Here is a 16,706-nt window from a genome sequence, read left to right as displayed (position 1 = left end):
AAATAAAAAGCCCCTGTAACTTAATTACCGGGGCTTTCATTTGTATCGCCGCTAAGTTGTGGAGTTACAACTTGTAGCGATCATCAATAACCGTTGTCTCTGGGAAGGTTTTACCCTCGTCCATCGCTTCCTCAGTCTCTTCTTTTACTTTGGTATCGATCCAGAAATTACCAATATCCATTGGATGAAGCACCCATTCTGTCGCTTTTGTCATGCCATCTTTAGGAATTTTAACCCAGCGCCAATGTGCAACTCGAGAATAAGGCACCATGTATCCAGGAACGATGATATTCGCTTTGCTGACATAGTTTTGGATTTGATGCGATAAATCGTAACGCTTCTCCTGATCAAACTCAGAGTCATAAGCTTCAATCAACTTGTCCAGCTCAGGGCTGCTGTAGTTGGTGTGAGCATTCGTTTGTGGTCGATTAGCATTATCAGAGTGCAGGTATTCCCAATACGCAGGAATCTCACCAGAACCCATATTCAAGAACGCTAACTGATGCTTTTTCTCAAGAATGTATTTAAACGCAGATGAACCATCAACCAAGTTTAACGTGAACTCAAGACCAGCAAGTTTCGCTTGCTCTTTCAAGTACGCAATACGCGGTGTCCAAGAGTTGTATCCATAGGTGATAGCAAAGCTCAAGCGTTGACCCTTGTCGTTGACACGAATACCATCTGCGCCAACTTTGTCAAAGCCCGCTTTTTCGAAATGTTTAACCGCCGCATCGGCATCAAACTTAGGCGGTGTATTGTTAGGATCATCGTATTCGCCATGACCAAAGCCGAGTCCATGTGGTTTACGTGAATAATCTCCACGCATGATATTTTCAATCATGCCGTCATAGTCAGTGGCTGCCATAACGCCTTTACGCACTTCTAGGTTATCCAACATCGGCATCGCGGTGTTCATCCAAAGGCCACCAGCGCCTTGTGGTGCTTCGTTAAAGCCCCAGTACTTTTGGATATAGCCTTTTTTGTACACATCACTATCGGTTTTATCATGCCAAAAGCTTGGTAGCACCATCTCAAAGTAATCTAAGTTACCTTTTTCAAAGTGCTTCATGGCAATATCAGGATCGCGAATCACCTTAATGCGGACTTTTTCTACGTTGTAACGGTTTTTATAGTAGCGGTTGTTATACCCCCACCAATCTTCACCGACATGTTTGAATGTCACGCTCTTACCTTTCTTCACTTTATCAATGTAGTAAGGCGCCGCAGTTGGCTCAGATTTAAAGTTGAACTTTCTGACGAAGTTATCAGGCATGCCATCGTTATTTGCGTCCTTTTCTCCTTCAAAGAAGTGTTCCGGACGAGGCTGAAAACCATTACTCGGCATGTTAATCATAACCATGAGCGAGTCATGACTTTGAGCTACAGCAAGATTGACTTTGATCGTGTAGTCGTCAATTTTTTCAACACCGACAACGCTGTTCGTGAAGAAGTCGTTGTACCACGGGTCGATAATGTCTTTTGACGTGTAGTACTTCATCATAAAGACGTAATCATCTGCCGTAATTTTTTCACCATCTGACCACTCGGCCGTTTCATCAAGCTTAAAGAATACGGTTTTGTTGTCCTCTCCAAATGCCCATGACTTAGCAAGTTGGGGGATCCATTTACCAGTATTTGGATGACGCTGAGCAAGCTTTGGTGAACCATCCATTAAATATTGGCGCAAGCCGGAGTTCGCATCTGGACCAACACTTCGTAATGTCTGAGGAAAGCTCTGAATGTAAGTACGATAAGTACCACCTCGTACCGCTTCTTCAGAGGCGAACAGAGGTTCATTGTTATTTGAAATCCATTCTATATCAGCAGGTAACTCCGCCGCACTCAGTTGAAAACTGGCAGCGGTCAGTGTTGCAAGTACTGAAAATGGCAGTTTTTTAGTCATGTTTCTTCCTTGTTGTGTTTGCGATTAAGGTCGTAGCAAGGAAGACGGAGTGTGAAAGCTGCAAATAGAAAATACGCAGATAGGAAATAATAGGAGCGTAATATGAAGTGACTTCCTGCCAGCTTCTATATTAATTTCAAAGAGTTTCACTAGGTCATCCTAGACCTTACAACGCAGTGAATGCATCTTCGCCATAGTATTCTTTAGGCTTTTGTAACGCAAGTCATCAATAATACATGGTCGCATTTTCTATGCATCACAGTGAGTTATGTTACAAAAGTGTGATCGATACAGTACCAAGCCCTACTTTTCTCATAATAAACCGTAGAACCTTTATCCGAATGAGCTCCCCTCTACACCAATTAAAGCAAGCAAGTAAGCGAGCAGATATAACTGGTTAAAATGAGCAGTTGCTTACTACGGTTGGTATTTTTATTAGGTACAAAAAAGGTGAGGCATCACAGCCTCACCTTTCTTTATACAATACAAGACTGTGCTTACATACTAGACAAGCTATCATTGATCGATTTCAACACTGCTGCAGGATCCACAGCTTGAGTAATTGGACGCCCAATAACAAGATAGTCAGAACCTGACTGAATAGCCTCTACTGGTGTCATGATACGGCGCTGGTCACCTTGCTCAGAGCCGGCAGGTCGGATTCCAGGTGTAACTAACTTAAAGTCTTGACCCAGTTCGCTCTTAAGCAATGAAGACTCTTGAGCTGAACATACAACACCATCTAAACCAGCGTTTTTGGTCAATGTCGCCAGACGAATAACTTGATCCTGAGGCGCAATGTTCAAACCAATACCCGCTAAATCACTTTGTTCCATACTGGTTAGTACCGTTACTCCAATCAGAAGTGGGCGATCTTTACCGTATGGCTCAAGAATTTCACGTGATGCCGTCATCATGCGCTCACCACCGCTCGCATGCACATTCACCATCCAAACCCCTAATTCTGCGGCTGCGCGGACCGCCTTAGAACACGTATTTGGAATATCGTGAAATTTCAAATCCAGGAAGACTGAAAAACCACGTTTGTGGAGTTCACGTACGAAATCAGGACCAAATAGCGTAAACATTTCCTTGCCAACTTTTAGGCGACATGACGCAGGATCAATTCTATCTACAAACGCAAGTGCGTCTGCTTGGTTATCATAATCCAGTGCGACAATAACTTTTTGGTCGATCATTTCATCTCCTAACTATTTTGGTTCTTATTAAATAAAAAGTTAAAAAAATGCAGCGGACAGAAACTCTGTCAGCTGCATTAAAATTATTCACCATCCAATCCGCGGATTGGCTTGATCGTCCCCCACCCTTTACAGGATGGGCAGTGCCAATAAAGGGAATGAGTAGAAAACCCACACTTCCGGCATCGGTAGTGTGGTTTCACTTTTAACTGTTCACCCACCATCGCTTGTAGCGTCGATAGACTGTCTTTCGCGCGACCGTCTTCTGCTTCAGCAATGTGGTAGTCAATTAATCGATAAAAGCCCTTCATGGTTGGATTTTTCAGCAGCTGTTTGGTCAGCAGCTCTTGTGCAGCCCCGACGTTCTCGTGGTGAGCAACCAACTGAGCCAACATTAACTCGGCTGATACGCCTGCTTTCTTATCAATACAAGCTCGCAGAAACTCTACAAGTTCATCTTCCTGGCCCAAATGATGGTAGCACTCTGCAATGGTTGGTAAGACATCGCTGATAAAGTCTTTGTCTTGCTCAAGCACACCCGTCAGGTATTTTATCGTGTGTTTATAATCTTCAGACTCTAGATAAATTCGTCCCAAAGCAATACTCGCTCGAACACACTTTGGGTCTTCTGCTAGGGCTTTTTTAAAGTGCTGTATTGCCTTATTAGTATTACCATCGGCTTGGTCGAGCATTGCAATTTCACACCAAAAATGAGCAATATTCGCACGCATTCTGGAGCGTTTATTACCCAACTTAGCCAATTGATTGGCGTAATAAATTGCTTTTTCCCATTCACGTGTTTGTTGGTAAATGGTTACCAATTGCTGAAGGGCCGCTTCTTTGTAATCTGGCTCTTCGACTAACTGTTCGAAGATTTTCTCTGCACGATCGAGAAAACCAGAGACCATGTAATCTTTCGCCAACTGTTGAAGTGCAAGATTCTTTTGATCCAGTGTTAAGCCAGAGCGAGAAATGAGATTTTGGTGAATTCGGATTGCACGGTCGACTTCGCCACGAGACCGGAATAGGTTACCCAACGCAAGGTGAGTATCGATGGTCTCGTTATCAACTTGGAGCAATTCAATAAAGTGATCGACAGCCTTATCTGATTGGTCAGAGAGCAGCAGATTAAGACCCGTCATATACTGACGAGAGATTTGATGAGATTGCTTCTGCTTGTCTTGCTGAGCGCTGCGATGCCCCATATACCAGCCATACGCAGCAGCTATAGGCAACAACAAGAAGAGTAGTTCAAGCATTAAAGTTAAGCCTTATCCTTATGCCTGTTTTTCGATGGCTGGCTTATCAGCAGGTTTGTTTGCATCTGTAGGTTCGTACTTTTTCAGTTTTTTCTTTAAACGACGAACTTGTAGCTGAGTTTTCAGCTGGATACTACCAAAGATAACCCACGCTAAAGCAAAGCCAACCACAAATACCACACCTAATAGTGTAGATAAGTGGAACTCTCCTTTGGCTAGAAGATAGTTAAAAGTCACGAGCTCTTGGTTTTGGGAACCTAACGCCAATGCAATTAAAAAGAGAGCTAAAACAGCAACGATTTTTATAATTTTCATTTACATCACCCTTCTAGGAGTAAGTCGGTAAGATTATGCAGGAAAATGCTTCTTCAGACTACGTATATTAGCAATAATCTATACCCAAGTAACCTCAAGATGCTTAGTTTGTAGACACGCCTAGAAGTTAAAGTTACTTGGGTGTAGAAAGCTGCAAAGAAAACAGCCAGAATCAACAGCTCGCTTCGTAAACTGCTTGGATACATTACAAAAAAGCGGCATACACAAACGTATGCCGCTTTTTTCAAACTAATAAGAGTGCGTTAGCCAATATTTACACGCTCACGAAGCTCTTTACCAGGTTTGAAATGTGGAACGTATTTACCTTCCAATTCCACTTTATCGCCCGTTTTAGGGTTACGACCTACGCGAGGCTCGCGGTAATGAAGAGAAAAACTACCAAAGCCGCGGATCTCGATACGGTCACCGCTCTCTAGCGTAGAGGCCATGTGCTCTAAAATATCTTTTACAGCATCCTCTACCTCTTTCGCTGATAAGTGTGTTTGCTCAGCGCAGAGTCTTTCAATCAGTTCAGACTTAGTCATAGTTGCCCTCTTTGAGTATCTTTATCACTTATTATAGTAAGTAATACTAATTCCAACAAACACTTGCTGACAATTCTAGACAAATTTTATGCAAAATGCGCAATGAAGAAATGCCTTTTATTAAGATAGTTTACCGTCATTAGTATTACTACTTAAATATGCTCAAATATAAAAAAGGAGCCTTGCGGCTCCTTTTTTGCTTAAGCGAGTATATTATTCGCCTTTAGCAGCTTTGAAAGCGTCAGCCATTGCGTTACCGAATGCATTGTCATCTTGCTTGTTGATAGATGCCATTGCTTCTTGCTCGTCAGCTTCGTCTTTAGCTTTGATAGATAGGTTGATTACGCGGTTCTTACGGTCTACACCTGTGAACTTCGCTTCAACAACATCACCAGCGCTTAGGATTAGAGAAGCATCTTCTACGCGATCGCGAGATACTTCAGAAGCACGGATGTAACCTTCAACGCCTTCTGCGATTTCAACAGTAGCGCCTTTAGCGTCAACAGCAGTTACAGTAGCGTTAACTAGAACACCTTTCTTGTTGTCAGCAACGTAAGCATTGAATGGGTCGTTTTCCATTTGCTTGATGCCTAGAGAGATGCGCTCACGCTCAGCGTCTACTGCTAGAACAACTGCAGAGATCTCGTCGCCTTTCTTGTACTCACGTACAGCTTCTTCGCCAGCAACATTCCAAGAAATGTCAGATAGGTGAACTAGACCGTCGATGCCGCCTTCTAGACCGATGAAGATACCGAAGTCAGTGATAGACTTGATCTTACCAGTAACTTTGTCGCCTTTAGCTTGTGCTTCAGCGAATGACTGCCATGGGTTAGCTTTACACTGTTTCAGACCTAGAGAGATACGACGACGTTCTTCGTCGATTTCAAGAACCATAACCTCAACTTCGTCGCCAACATTAACAACTTTAGAAGGGTGGATGTTCTTGTTAGTCCAATCCATTTCTGAAACGTGAACTAGACCTTCAACGCCTTCTTCGATTTCAACGAAGCAGCCGTAGTCAGTTAGGTTAGTTACGCGACCAGTTAGTTTGTGACCTTCTGGGTAACGCTTAGCGATTGCTACCCATGGATCTTCGCCTAGTTGCTTAAGACCTAGTGATACGCGAGTACGCTCACGGTCGAACTTAAGAACTTTAACTTGGATCTCGTCACCAACGTTAACGATTTCAGATGGGTGCTTAACGCGCTTCCAAGCCATATCAGTGATATGTAGAAGACCGTCAACGCCACCTAGGTCAACGAACGCACCGTAGTCAGTAAGGTTCTTAACGATACCTTTAACTTCAGAACCTTCTTGTAGAGTTTCTAGAAGCTCGTCACGCTCAACGCTGTTTTCAGATTCGATAACAGCACGACGTGAAACAACTACGTTGTTACGTTTTTGGTCAAGTTTGATAACTTTGAACTCTAGCTCTTTGTTTTCTAGGTGAGCAGTGTCGCGGATTGGACGCACGTCTACTAGAGAGCCAGGAAGGAAAGCACGGATACCGTTTAGTTCAACAGTGAAACCGCCTTTAACTTTACCGTTGATGATACCAACAACAGTTTCAGCTTCTTCGTAAGCTTTCTCAAGTACGATCCAAGCTTCGTGACGCTTAGCTTTCTCACGAGAAAGTTGAGTTTCACCGAAACCATCTTCAACAGCGTCTAGAGCTACGTCTACTTCAGCGCCAACTTCAACTTCAAGTTCGCCAGCAGCGTTCTTGAACTGTTCAGCAGGGATAGCAGATTCAGACTTAAGACCAGCGTCAACAAGAACGAAACCGTTCTCGATAGCTACTACAGTACCTTTAACGATGCTGCCTTGTTGGAATTCTGTTTCGTTTAGAAACTCTTCAAAGAGTTGAGCAAAAGATTCAGTCATTTAGTTAATCTTCAATAAATTAAACGTCCACGGGTATCCTACCGCATGGGGTTATTAAATTCGCCAGTCATCATCCTTGCGACCAACGCTCTTAGTCTAGCCGAGTATCATTACTCAGCTAGCTTCGATTCGATATATTGTAGTGCCTTTTCTACTACTTCGTCGATAGTCATCGACGTAGAATCTAGCACAAGCGCATCCTCAGCAGGGCGTAGTGGCGCCACTGGGCGGTTACGATCTCGGTCGTCACGCTCTTGGATCTCGCTTAAAAGGTCAGCAAATTTAACATCTAACCCTTTCTCTTGCAACTGTTTAAGGCGTCGATTTGCACGCTCTTCTGCGCTCGCATCAAGGAAGATTTTCGCTTGTGCACTTGGGAATACAATTGTGCCCATATCACGACCATCAGCCACTAGGCCCGGAGCGGCCTCAAATGCACGCTGACGACGTAATAATGCTTCACGAACACGTGGCAGAGCCGCAACTTTAGATGCTGCCATACCCGTTTCTTCTTTGCGAAGCTCCCCTGACACATCTTCGCCTTCTAGAACGACCTTAACTAAGTCACCCTCTGCGATAAATTGAACGTCTAGGTGTGTTGCCAGTGGGACAAGTGCGTCTTCTGACTCTGTGTCGACACCGTGGTGAATCGCAGCGAGTGCAAGTACACGATAAATTGCGCCAGAATCTAAGAGTTGGAAACCCAACTTTTTCGCCAGCAACATACATAAAGTGCCTTTACCTGCACCACTAGGTCCATCTACGGTTACAACCGGAGTTTGAGAGGACATGTTCTTCTCCACCTATAGTTTCTTTTCAGCAATTTGCTCGGTTTTCGAGGCGCGCATTATACGGGTAATCGCCCTTTGGAGCGAGGAAAAATGTCGTGTAAAGCATTACACCTAATGCGCAATTGGATTCATCAATAAACATAAGGTTCAACAAAAACGGCGAGAGCTTCCACCCTCGCCGTTTCAAATGTCATGATCTTAGGTTCGATTAAACAATCGGTTTTTGACCACGCTCAGCTAACTTTAAGATCACACTGTCAGCAACTTTGCCCGCGACACCTGCTAGCTTGTCTGCCAGTTTTTTCTTCTGCACATAATGCACAGAAAGTACGGTTTTATCTTTGCATGCCGCAACAACGATATCATCAGATGTACTAATATCATCCACCAAACCAAGCTCTTTCGCTTGTGTACCGAACCAGTGCTCACCTGTAGCTACTTTGTCTAGGTCCAAACTAGGACGACGCTCGCGAATAAAGTCTTTAAACAAGACATGTGTTTCTTCAAGCTCTTGCTTAAACTTATCGCGCGCTTTATCGGTATTCTCACCAAACATCGTTAGCGTGCGTTTATATTCACCCGCGGTTAGTTGTTCGTACTCAATGTCATGTTTCTTCAACAGTTTGTTGAAGTTAGGAATTTGTGCGATAACGCCAATAGAACCCACAATTGCAAATGGTGCAGAAACAATCTTATCTGCTACACATGCCATCATGTAACCGCCACTTGCCGCAACTTTGTCAACAGAGATAGTCAGAGGAAGACCCGCAGCTTTGATTCGGTCCAGTTGAGAAGAGGCAAGGCCGTAGCCATGAACCATACCACCGCCAGATTCTAAACGAAGTAATACTTCATCACCTTCACGTGCGACAGCCAAAATAGCAGTGATCTCTTCACGTAGAGACGCGACTTCTTTTGCATCTATGCTACCGTTAAAATCAAGAACAAATAGGTGTGGTTCACGCTTGCTATCTAATGAACCGTCTTTGCTCGCTTGTTTGATTTCTTTCTCGCGAGATTTGTTCTTCTCTTTTTCTTCTTTTTTGACGGCTTTATCTCGAGCCTTGATGAAAGCATCGTCATGCAAATGATGCTCTAACTGTTCAACAGATTGTTTGTGTTGCTCTGAAAGGTTGGTAATCTCTAACTCCCCTTTCGCCGCACCCGATTTGCCACCAGCCGATTTTGCAATAATGAGCAGAACAATTATCGCAGCAACCACCGTGATAATTTTGGCCAGAAACAGACCATAATCTAATAAAAATTCCAACGAGAGCTCCTTTATCTCATTTCAGATGACGTTAGTATGTTACGCAGAAACATCAGCGAGAAGGCAGCGCGGTTTGTAACCACTTGTTCTGATTGATAGCATACCTAACGAAAGTTCTGGAATTGGTATAACACATGAATTGGTGTATTGTAACCATCTTGTCACGATTACCAAGATTTTCCATTGAGAAACAGGCGTTTTTTAGCGTCAATTAACTATCATGGACCCTCTTACAATAATAAGGATTTATCGCCGTGAACTACTCCGTTTCAGCTGATGCTCTAAAAGGTAAAGTCATTCTTGTTACTGGCGCTGGTAATGGCATCGGCCGTCAAGCCGCGCTTTCTTATGCCGAGCACGGTGCAACTGTTATTCTTTTGGGTAGAAATGTGCAAAACCTTGAATCTATCTATGATGAGATTGAAGCAGCTGGCTATCCACAAGCCGCTATCATTCCTCTGGATCTCAAGGGCGCAACTAAGCAAAATTACATTGATATGGCAGAGACAATCGAAGGGCAGTTTGGTCGTTTGGATGGCCTATTACACAACGCAGGTGTCTTAAGTTCGCTGTGTCCATTTGATCAAATCAAAGAGGAAGATTTCGACGATATCATGCAGATCAACGTGAAAGCAGAAGTGTTAATGACTCAAGCACTACTGCCTGTGATGCGTAAATCAGAAGCTGGGCGTATTATCTTTACCTCTTCGACCGTCGGCCACTCTGGCCGCGCATTCTGGGGGCCATACGCTATCTCTAAATTTGCCGTAGAAGGCATGATGCAAGTTTTAGCTGACGAGCTGAGTGATACACCGATCCGCGTTAACGCAATTAACCCTGGTGCCACTCGTACTCGCATGCGTGAAAAAGCATATCCGGGTGAAGATGCAAATACTCTCAAAACGCCACTGGATATCATGCCGCTATATTTGCACTTAATGGATCCTGCGGTTACCGATGTGAACGGTCAGTGCATCGACGCTCAACCGAAGCGTAAATAACTCATTCAGGTTACCTCACATAATTGATTGAAAAGGCAGCAAACGCTGCCTTTTTTCATTTCTCTCTTCATAAAAATCTTGCGACTTTCTCCCACAGAAATATACTGTACATACATACAGGTATTTATTATGCAAGATATTATTCAGCACTTAAAAAGCCAACACCTTGTTTGGCAAGCAAATTTAACGAAAACAGATCCTCAGCAATTGCGGACTAGTTCCGGGTTTTCTGAATTAGATGATTTGCTCGGCGGAGGCTTTCCACCTCATGGCGTAGTGGAGATGGAATCTATTGGTAGTATTGGTGAATTGCGTTTGCTCGCTCCTTATTTAAAAGCCACTCAGACCAATGGTGTGACTGCATTTATTCAACCTCCCGCGTTAGTGAATTCTCTGTTCTTACACTACATCTGTTTGGATATAAACCAAGTGTGGGTCGTTAATCCAACTCACCCCAAAGATGCTCTTTGGGCTGCAGAGCAATGTCTGAAAAGTGGGGTATGCAGTAATGTTTTGTTATGGCAAGAAGAGCTTGAAATACATCAAGTGAAACGCTTACAGGTAGCGAGTGAACAAGGTACTTGCCCTCTTTTTATGCTTAAAACAGAGACTATCAACCGCTTGTCTTTGCCTGTGTCACTCAGTTTAAAACTGAAAGGTGACGAGCAAGGGATTAATGTTGAAGTACTAAAAAGGAAAGGAGGCTGGAATAGAGGTAGTGTTAGTATCGGCTTCCAACACCATTACCCGCAACTGGTGAAACCATCATCTAAAACTCTGCACTCGACTGTGGTCAATTTCCCACTGGCGAACCAAGGTTAGTGATATGGCTTTGTGGATTTACTTGCACTTCCCTCGCCTACAGCTAGACGCACTCTTTGGTGATAACCAAGATCAACCCGTGGTGATTGTCGAAAGCCAACGTTGCCAGATTATTCAATACAACGAGATTGCCGAACAACAAGGCATTAAGCCTGGTATGGGCTTAGGCAGTGCTGCGTCCTTGTGTCGAGATTTACAAGTGCATCCTTATCATCCACAAACCGAATTAAATAAATTACAAGAGGTAGCTCAGTGGTTGTATTTGATCACATCTGACGTTGTGTTGATGCCAAACCAAGGTATTTTGCTACGTGCCACACCGATGCTCACCCTATATGAAGGGTTGGACAATTACTGGAATAAAGTCAGTGCTCACTTAACTAAACTGCAGTTAAGCTTTCAATTTGGTTGTGGTTTTTCACCTCTGTCAGCCAAGTTAATGGCATTGGCAGGAGCAAATGTTCTTAGTGACGACAAACCTCTTATCGAACAAATGTTATTCCCATTACCTCTGCCTCTAACCGATTTATCGAGCTCTATGGTTGAAAAGCTGCACCGCGTAGGCGTTACTTCCTTAAAAGGGTTACTTGAACTGCCGTTGCAAGACATCGCACGACGCTTTGATATCGATTTGGTGAACTACGTTGGTCGACTGACTGGGCAGTTTAAGCATCCTGTCGACTTTTATCACCCGACCGAATCCTTCCAAGTTTATTTAGAACTGCTGTTTGAGTTCGAAAACGTTCAGTGGATTGAAAAGCCGCTGGCCAAGTTACTTCGTCAACTCGAAACCTTTCTTAAATTAAGAGATAAGGTCGCTTTTGAGCTGTGTTTAACACTCCACCAGCGTGAGAAACAAGAGCAACACCTTCAACTCACTTCTGCGCAAGGTGATTACCTATGTCAGCGTTGGCAGCAGTTAGCGAGTTTAAGCTTAGAGTCACTCTCGCTCAATGGCCCAGTCACAGGGCTAACGTTAAAAGTCGTCCGTCAAGGTGAGCCTCTTAGTGCATCACGCGATCTCTTTGCTGGGCAAAAAGGGAACATGAATGCTTTAGAACTGCTCTCTTTACTGCAAGCTAAATTGGGGAAAAGTGCTGTGTTAAAACCCAACATCGCTTGCGATCCTAGACCAGAAAAGGCCAGTCAATATCGCCCTGCTGATGCTCCAGATGAAAAGGAGCACGCCATACCCTCCATACTACGCCCCGCAATGCAATTGCCCACTCCCATTGCATTGCAAGAGCAAGTATCTTTGGTCCACGGACCTGAGCGAATCGTTTCTGGATGGTGGGATGGTGATGAGATCATGCGTGATTACTACATTGCACACACCAAGCAAGGCCGCTGGTTATGGATATTTCGCGATCAGCACAAGCACTGGTTTCTTCATGGCTATTTTTGTTAAATCGACAGTTATTTTTGTTGGGTCATTATGAGTTACGCGGAACTATTTTGTCAGTCTAACTTCTCTTTTTTGACTGGGGCTTCTCATGCAGAAGAGCTGGTACTCCAAGCTGCTTTCTATCGCTACCAAGCTCTAGCCATAACGGATGAATGTTCGGTCGCGGGCGTTGTCAAAGCCCATGCGACCATCGAACAACATAAACTCGATATCAAACAAATCGTTGGAAGTATGTTTTGGTTAAATGATGAATGCCAAATCGTACTGCTTTGCCCTTGTCGCAAGGCTTATGCCGAGTTGTGTCGTATCATCACAAACGCAAGAAGACGAAGTGAAAAAGGCAACTATCAACTGTTCGAATGGGATTTGATGTCGATTCGACATTGCTTGGTATTGTGGCTGCCCACACATCAAGAGAGTGACCACTATTGGGGACGCTGGCTCAATCAACACCACGCTAATCGTTTGTGGGTAGCGATTCAGCGCCATTTGAGTAACAACGATACTGAGTACATTGCGCACTGCGAGCAGTTAGCACATGAATTACAATTACCTATAACTGCCTGCGGAGGCGTTCTCATGCATGATGTTGAACGCTTGCCATTACAGCATGTACTTACCGCTATAAAGCATGGGTGTAGCGTCGATAAACTCGGTTTTGATCGTATTTCGAATACAGAACGAGCGCTTCGTCCTTTTAAAAAATTGGTTCGGATTTACAAACCAGAATGGCTGGAAGAAAGTACCTACATCGCCGATTTATGCGAGTTTAAGCTCTCCGATTTAAAATACGAATATCCTACCGAGCTGATCCCAGATGGTTATACACCCGACTCTTACTTACGTATGTTAGTCGAGCGTGGTAAAAAGCTGCGTTTTCCTGAAGGCGTGCCAGCAGAAGTCAATCAAACCATCGAGAATGAACTTGCGCTTATTCAAGAGCTGAAATACCACTACTACTTCCTTACCATCCACGACATCGTAATGTTCGCGAAACAACAAGGCATTCTTTACCAAGGTCGAGGTTCCGCCGCAAACTCTGTGGTGTGCTATTGCCTGGAAATTACCGCCGTCGACCCTCGACAAATCGCAGTCTTATTCGAACGATTTATCAGTAAAGAACGTAAGGAACCGCCGGATATTGATGTGGACTTTGAACACGAGCGCCGTGAAGAGGTTATCCAATATATTTACAAAAAATATGGCCGTGAGCGTGCAGCACTTGCTGCAACAGTGATCAGCTATCGCTTTAAAAGTGCCGTGCGTGAAGTCGGTAAAGCGCTAGGGATTGAAGAGACCCAACTAGATTTTTTCATTAAGAACGTTAATCGCCGAGATCGCAGCCAAGGCTGGCAAGCTCAAATTATTGAACTTGGCTTACAACCAGAATCTCTCAAAGGGCAGCAGTTTATCCAATTGGTCAACGAGATAATTGGCTTCCCACGCCACTTATCTCAGCACGTGGGTGGTTTTGTAATTTCATCTGGCCCTTTATATGAGTTGGTACCTGTTGAAAATGCCTCGATGGAAGATCGCACTATCATTCAATGGGACAAAAACGATTTAGAAAGCTTGAAGCTATTAAAAGTCGATGTGCTCGCACTCGGCATGTTAAACGCCATCAGAAAGTGCTTTCAACTGGTCGAGAAACACCACCAGCGATCCCTCTCTATTTCTGAGATCACTCGCCGACAAGATGATCCACACGTGTACCGCATGATCCAAAAAGCCGACACGATAGGCGTATTCCAAATTGAATCTCGTGCACAAATGAGCATGCTCCCTCGCTTAAAGCCCGCTTGTTATTACGATTTAGTGATTCAAATTGCGATTGTTCGTCCAGGCCCTATTCAGGGTGATATGGTGCATCCTTTTTTAAAACGGCGTGATCAAAAAGAGCCAGTCAGTTATCCATCGGAAGAAGTAAAAAGCGTTCTTGAGCGGACTATGGGCGTCCCTATTTTCCAAGAGCAAGTCATCAAGCTAGCCATGGTAGCCGCAGGGTTTAGCGGCGGCGAGGCCGATCAACTCCGTCGAGCGATGGCATCATGGAAAAAGAATGGCGATCTCGCTAAATTCAGACCAAAACTGATCAATGGTATGCAAGAGAGAGGTTATGACTTAGCGTTTGCTGAGCGCATTTTCGATCAGATTTGCGGCTTTGGTGAGTACGGCTTCCCTGAAAGTCATTCAGCGTCTTTCGCAGTGCTGGCATATTGTTCTGCATGGTTAAAATATTATTACCCAGCCGAATTTTACACTGCATTGTTGAACAGCCAACCAATGGGATTTTATAGCCCATCGCAATTAGTACAAGATGCTCGCCGACATGGCGTCGAAGTATTGCCGGTGTGCGTCAATCATTCAAAATATCAACATCATCTCGTCTCACGTCCGAATGGCAGGCTCGGCGTGCAACTTGGTTTTCGCTTGGTGAAAGGCTTTAACGCAGAAAGCGCACAAAGGCTTATTGAGCGCAAACCACTTAATGGTTACCGCTCGATTCAAGAAGTAAAGCAGATATTAAGAAGCCGAAGTGACATTGAATTATTGGCTTCAGCCAATGCATTTCAGGCCTTATCGGGGAATCGTTATAACGCACGCTGGGCAGCAATGGATTCCTTATCTGACCTACCATTGTTTCACAAGGTCGAAGAACCCGGTGTTAGCTACCAAACTCAGCCCTCTGAATATGAAAATTTAATTGAGGATTACGCGAGCACAGGACTATCTCTTAGCCGCCACCCGATTAAATTATTAGAAGAAACGGGCAAACTCCCTCATTTTACCCGCATGAGGCAATTGGCAGAGAAACCGCATAGGTCATTGGTCACAGTGGTAGGCGTGGTAACGGGAAGACAATCTCCAGGCACCGCCGCTGGCGTGACATTTTTTACGTTAGAAGATGACACAGGCAACATTAATGTGGTTGTTTGGCAAGCGACAGCACGAGCCCAAAAGCAAGCGTATTTAGGCGCTAAAGTATTAATGGTGAAAGGCATTCTTGAAAGAGAGGGAGAAGTCACGCACGTTATTGCTGGCAAGTTGATTGATTGCACGCACTATTTGAATAATCTACAAAGTAAATCTCGCGACTTTCATTAGTACAGAGATATTAATAAGCGAGGCGTTAAAAAATCAGAGGGAGAGCTGCTCCCCCTCTGATTTCACTATATCTAATCATGCACTTTTAGAAAGCATCTGGCGTAACCGGTCTTGAGCAACTTCAACCAACAGATCTGGTTGGAATTTAGAGATAAAACGATCACAACCTACTTTTTGTACCATGGCTTCATTAAAGCTACCGCTCAGAGAGGTGTTCAACGTAATAAACAACTTAGACATACGTGGATCTTGGCGCACTTCATGAGTCAGTTTATAACCGTCCATTTCAGGCATTTCAGCATCCGTAATCATCATCAACAGCTCTTTTTCTACGTCTTTCCCTTCATCACACCAGCGTTTTAAAACCGTTAGCGCTTCTAGTCCGTCACGACACTCGATGATATTCATACCCAATTGAGAAAGCGTATCGCGAACTTGATTACGAGCTGTAGAGGAATCATCCACAATCAGAACATTACGCCCGACCATTGCTTGGGCAAGTTCTTGATCCAGAATGTCCGCTGAAATCGTGACATCGTAATGCACGATCTCTGCTAAAACTTTTTCTACGTCAATAATTTCGACAATTTGAGAGGCATCCCCCTCTTTGATTTGCGTGATCGCCGTGAGGTAATTCGAGCGACCAGACGTGGAAGGAGGCGGCTGAATTTCAGTCCATGCCGTATTAATAATGTTTTTAACCGGACCGACTAAGAAGCCCTGCACCGTACGGTTGTACTCTGTCACGATCAAATTTTCTTCTTCCGCTTCACCACGCAAAGCTGGGAAACCTATTGCGCCACGCAAATCAATCACTGGCACCGCTTCACCTCGTAAAGAAGCGACCCCACGAATGTTGTAGTGTGAGCCAGGAAGCTTGGTTAACGGTGGCAGCTTGATGACTTCTTTCACTTTGAACACATTAATCGCAAACAATTGGCGACTATTTAAAGTGAACAGCAGAAGCTCTAGTCGGTTTTCACCAACCAAGTTCGTACGCTGGTCAACCGTATTTAACACTCCGGACATACTACTACCTAAATTATGGATAATTCTTATTTTTACTCGAAATCAATACAGACACATCAAGGTTCTAAACCCAAATAACCTTAAGATATTTGTTTTTCGAGCATGGCTTGAAAGTACAACGGTTTCAGCGCATTACTTCCCTTCTATTTGTATCAGACACAAAGTCACTCTACACATT

Annotated in this window: 13 protein-coding genes; 4 read left to right on the top strand and 9 right to left on the bottom strand. The window is 44.1% G+C overall.

Annotated elements, in window-relative coordinates:
- Positions 1 to 64 precede the first annotated feature (64 nt).
- The 8 genes from EX191_RS02210 to sohB all read right to left on the bottom strand — a co-directional run bounded on the left by EX191_RS02210 (position 65) and on the right by sohB (position 9,166).
- Positions 65 to 1,903: an extracellular solute-binding protein gene (locus EX191_RS02210; RefSeq protein WP_006742667.1), complete on the bottom strand. Its 1,839-nt coding sequence runs from the start codon at positions 1,901 to 1,903 to the stop codon at positions 65 to 67.
- Between the two features lie 497 nt (positions 1,904 to 2,400).
- Entirely contained in the window at positions 2,401 to 3,102 is a 702-nt protein-coding gene (gene pyrF, locus EX191_RS02205; RefSeq protein ID WP_005397105.1) for an orotidine-5'-phosphate decarboxylase, read from the bottom strand.
- A gap of 83 nt (positions 3,103 to 3,185) precedes the next feature.
- Positions 3,186 to 4,361 (bottom strand): lipopolysaccharide assembly protein LapB, encoded by a 1,176-nt coding sequence (gene lapB, locus EX191_RS02200; protein WP_005376665.1) that lies wholly within the window; start codon positions 4,359 to 4,361, stop codon positions 3,186 to 3,188.
- 18 nt (positions 4,362 to 4,379) lie between these two features.
- Positions 4,380 to 4,676, bottom strand: a complete 297-nt coding sequence (locus EX191_RS02195) for a LapA family protein (RefSeq protein ID WP_005397112.1) — start codon at positions 4,674 to 4,676, stop codon at positions 4,380 to 4,382.
- A 263-nt stretch (positions 4,677 to 4,939) separates the two neighbouring features.
- Positions 4,940 to 5,221 carry an integration host factor subunit beta gene (gene ihfB, locus EX191_RS02190; protein WP_005385816.1) on the bottom strand — a complete coding sequence of 94 codons (282 nt, stop codon included), beginning with the start codon at positions 5,219 to 5,221 and terminating at the stop codon, positions 4,940 to 4,942.
- Positions 5,222 to 5,434: 213 nt separating this feature from the next.
- The gene (gene rpsA, locus EX191_RS02185) at positions 5,435 to 7,105 is read right to left on the bottom strand and encodes a 30S ribosomal protein S1 (RefSeq protein ID WP_005385817.1); all 1,671 of its coding nucleotides are present in this window, start codon (positions 7,103 to 7,105) and stop codon (positions 5,435 to 5,437) included.
- Positions 7,106 to 7,215: 110 nt separating this feature from the next.
- Complete coding sequence (gene cmk, locus EX191_RS02180) at positions 7,216 to 7,896, bottom strand: (d)CMP kinase (RefSeq protein ID WP_005397113.1); 681 nt, start codon at positions 7,894 to 7,896, stop codon at positions 7,216 to 7,218.
- Positions 7,897 to 8,104: 208 nt separating this feature from the next.
- Positions 8,105 to 9,166, bottom strand: coding sequence for a protease SohB (gene sohB / locus EX191_RS02175; RefSeq protein ID WP_005385819.1), 1,062 nt, complete (start codon positions 9,164 to 9,166; stop codon positions 8,105 to 8,107).
- Positions 9,167 to 9,420: 254 nt separating this feature from the next.
- On the opposite strand from sohB, the gene EX191_RS02170 reads away from it, so the two are divergent.
- From EX191_RS02170 to EX191_RS02155, 4 genes are all read left to right on the top strand, one after another.
- Positions 9,421 to 10,167, top strand: coding sequence for a YciK family oxidoreductase (locus tag EX191_RS02170; RefSeq protein WP_046874431.1), 747 nt, complete (start codon positions 9,421 to 9,423; stop codon positions 10,165 to 10,167).
- 129 nt (positions 10,168 to 10,296) lie between these two features.
- Entirely contained in the window at positions 10,297 to 10,989 is a 693-nt protein-coding gene (imuA, locus tag EX191_RS02165; RefSeq protein WP_109169737.1) for a translesion DNA synthesis-associated protein ImuA, read from the top strand.
- 4 nt (positions 10,990 to 10,993) lie between these two features.
- Complete coding sequence (locus tag EX191_RS02160; RefSeq protein ID WP_193447045.1) at positions 10,994 to 12,397, top strand: Y-family DNA polymerase; 1,404 nt, start codon at positions 10,994 to 10,996, stop codon at positions 12,395 to 12,397.
- 27 nt (positions 12,398 to 12,424) lie between these two features.
- Positions 12,425 to 15,499: an error-prone DNA polymerase gene (locus EX191_RS02155; protein ID WP_193447044.1), complete on the top strand. Its 3,075-nt coding sequence runs from the start codon at positions 12,425 to 12,427 to the stop codon at positions 15,497 to 15,499.
- 75 nt (positions 15,500 to 15,574) lie between these two features.
- On the opposite strand, the gene EX191_RS02150 is transcribed toward EX191_RS02155, so the two are convergent.
- Complete coding sequence (locus tag EX191_RS02150; RefSeq protein WP_005398212.1) at positions 15,575 to 16,528, bottom strand: chemotaxis protein CheV; 954 nt, start codon at positions 16,526 to 16,528, stop codon at positions 15,575 to 15,577.
- Positions 16,529 to 16,706 lie beyond the last annotated feature (178 nt).

Source organism: Vibrio chemaguriensis, from assembly GCF_012275705.1.
In the GTDB taxonomy this organism is placed as follows: domain Bacteria; phylum Pseudomonadota; class Gammaproteobacteria; order Enterobacterales; family Vibrionaceae; genus Vibrio; species Vibrio diabolicus.
The sequence above is the reverse complement of the archived record's forward strand: the minus strand, read 5'-3'. Positions and strand labels throughout refer to the sequence as shown.